This is a genomic window from Ramlibacter sp. (assembly GCF_041916345.1).
GTDB lineage: Bacteria > Pseudomonadota > Gammaproteobacteria > Burkholderiales > Burkholderiaceae_C > Ramlibacter.
In genome coordinates, this window is sequence record NZ_JAYRZR010000173.1 from 1 (window position 1) to 2,485 (window position 2,485).

Consider the following 2,485-nt stretch of genomic DNA (forward strand, 5'->3'; position numbering starts at 1 on the left):
CTGGAGGTGGCCATGTTGCATTGCCTTTCTGCGAATGAGGCGTGGCAAATTATGCGATGGACAGCAATGCAGGCGAGGCCCAGACTGCCGAGCATGCCTTCTGCAACCGCCAAAGCGCCCGCCGCCGTCGACATCCCCGCCATCGACTGGCTGGCCGCCCTGCAGGCCGGCACCGAAGAGGGTTTCGTCGCCCGGCTGGGCGGCGCGGTGGAACATGCGCCCTGGGTCGCCCGCGCGGCCTGGGGGCACCGCCCCTTCGCCGATGTCGACGCGCTGGCCGACGCCATGGCCCGGGCCATCCTCGCCGCACCGCGGGAGGCGCAGCTGCGTCTGCTGCAAGGCCACCCCGAGCTGGCCGGCCGCGAGGCCCAGGCCGGCGCCATGACGGCCGAATCCACCGGCGAGCAGGGCCGGCTCGGCCTCCTGGCCCTCAGCCGTGATCGCCTGCAGCACCTGGCCCGCATGAACAGCGCCTACCGCGAGCGCTTCGGCTTCCCGCTCATCATCGCCCTGGCCCTGCACGAGACGCTGGACAGCGTGTTCGCCGAGGCTGAGCGTCGTCTGCACCAGACGCCCCAGGACGAGTGGCGCACCGCGCTCGACCAGGTCTGCCAAGTGATGCGTGGCCGCTTGCGCCGCCTGGCCGCCGCCCCCACCGAATCCACCTCTGCCCCCTGAAAGGACCCCCGCCATGATCTCCCGCCGTACCCTGCTGTCGGCCGCCGGTGCCTCGGCACTCGCGCCGCTTGCTCTGCCCGCCCGCGCCCAGGCCTGGCCGCAGAAACCAATCCGCGTGGTGGTGACCTTCGCGGCCGGTGGCTCCTCGGACATCGTCGCGCGGCTGCTGCAGCCGGGCCTGCAGGAGAAGCTGGGCCAGCCGGTGATCGTGGACAACAAGCCGGGCGCAGGCGGCACCATCGGCGGCGCGGACGTGGCCAAGGCCGCGGCCGATGGCTACACCCTGCTGCTGTCGAACACCGCGCCGATCAGCATCTCGCCCTTCATGCTGGCGCAGCCCACCTACGACCCGGTGAAGAGCTTCGTGCACACGGCCTACATCGGCGCCGTGCCGAACGTGTTCGTGGTCCATCCCGCGGTGCCGTCGAAGACCGTGGGCGAACTGGTGGCGTGGATCAAGGCGCAGACCAAGCCGGTGAACTACGGCTCGGGCGGCGTGGGCTCCATCGGCCACATCGTCGGCGAACTGTTCAAGAAGGAGTACGGCCTGAACATGGAGCACGTGCCCTACCGCGGCTCCGGCCCGATGCACACCGACCTGCTGGGTGGCACTCTGCAGTTCGCCATCGACACGCTCACGCAGAACGTGCCCTACATCAAGGACGGCAAGCTGCGTGGCCTGGCCGTCACCTCGCGCGCCCGTATGGCGCTGGCGCCAGAGATCCCGACCGTGGCCGAGGCCGGCTATCCGAAGCTGCTGGCCGAGAACTTCCTGGGCATCTCCGCGCCCGCCGGCACCCCGAAGGACGTCGTGGACAAGGTGCATCGCGCCACGGCCGAAGTGCTGGCGCGCCCCGACATCGTGAAGCGGCTGGAAGACATGGGCGTGGCCCTCACGAAGATGTCGCAGCCGGAGTTCGACGGCTTCGTCGCCAAGCAGGTCGCCGAGTGGGCGCCGGCCGTCAAGGCCTCGGGCGCGAAGCTGAACTGAGCGGGCCGCGATGAAGACGAAGCCCGGCGGCATCAGCATCCATTGCGTGGACGTGGCGCGCGGCCGCGTGGCCACGGGCCTGCGCGTGCGCGTGGCACGCCTCGACGGCACGCCCGTGTGCGAAGGCGTGATCAGCGCCAAGGGCCTGCTGGAGGAGCCCGCGCTGATGGGCGAGGCCATCACGCCGGGCGGCTACGAGGTGACCTTCGAGGTCGGCGCGTTCTACCGCTCGCTCGGCATCGAGGTGCCCGACCCGGCCTTCCTGGAATCCGTGCCCTACCGCTTCCACATCGCCGACGTGGCACAGCACTATCACCTGCCGTTCAAGTTCACGGCCTGGGGGTTTTCGTTGTTCAGGGGTGGGGCTTAGGGGGTGCCTGGGTCGTGGTGCCCGAGACTCTGCGACTGGTCCTTCAAGCCTGGGAGCATTCACCCCTGCACGGTGGCCCAACAAGGCCCTCGCAGCCGGGTACTCTGCGATAGAGTATGGGCCGATTGGAAAAGCCCCAATGAACGCGATCATGATCGAGCACGTGCCGGTGACCGAGCTGTCGCAGGCCTGGCGCGAGAAGCTCTCCAGCGCCGCCAGTGCCACCGTGACGGTGCGCATCGAGGAAGAGGCCCAGGCTGCCGCGCAGCCGCCGGCAGCTCGTGGCCGAGATGCTGCGCAACGTGCTTGGTGAAGGTGCCGCGCGGTGACGGCCCTGCAGACCCCGGCCCCCGAGGCGATCACGCTGAGCATTGCCACGGTGCGCAGCCAGCGCGTGATCGTGGACGCCGACCTGGCCGCCCTCTACGGTGTGGAGACCAAGCGCC

At 69.8% G+C, this 2,485-nt stretch carries 4 protein-coding genes and 1 pseudogene; all 5 read left to right on the forward strand.

The annotated features are described in order from the left end of the window. Positions 1-93 precede the first annotated feature (93 nt). Positions 94-678, forward strand: a complete 585-nt coding sequence (uraD, locus tag ACE3T5_RS21455; RefSeq protein WP_374670144.1) for a 2-oxo-4-hydroxy-4-carboxy-5-ureidoimidazoline decarboxylase — start codon at positions 94-96, stop codon at positions 676-678. Between the two features lie 13 nt (positions 679-691). Further along, positions 692-1,669, forward strand: coding sequence for a Bug family tripartite tricarboxylate transporter substrate binding protein (locus ACE3T5_RS21460; RefSeq protein WP_374670145.1), 978 nt, complete (start codon positions 692-694; stop codon positions 1,667-1,669). A gap of 10 nt (positions 1,670-1,679) precedes the next feature. Next, the gene (locus ACE3T5_RS21465) at positions 1,680-2,039 is read left to right on the forward strand and encodes a hydroxyisourate hydrolase (RefSeq protein ID WP_374670146.1); all 360 of its coding nucleotides are present in this window, start codon (positions 1,680-1,682) and stop codon (positions 2,037-2,039) included. Between the two features lie 139 nt (positions 2,040-2,178). Continuing rightward, entirely contained in the window at positions 2,179-2,352 is a 174-nt protein-coding gene (locus ACE3T5_RS21470) for a hypothetical protein (protein WP_374670147.1), read from the forward strand. A 66-nt stretch (positions 2,353-2,418) separates the two neighbouring features. Next, a pseudogene (locus ACE3T5_RS21475) lies at positions 2,419-2,485 on the forward strand (ORF6N domain-containing protein); the annotation flags it as partial.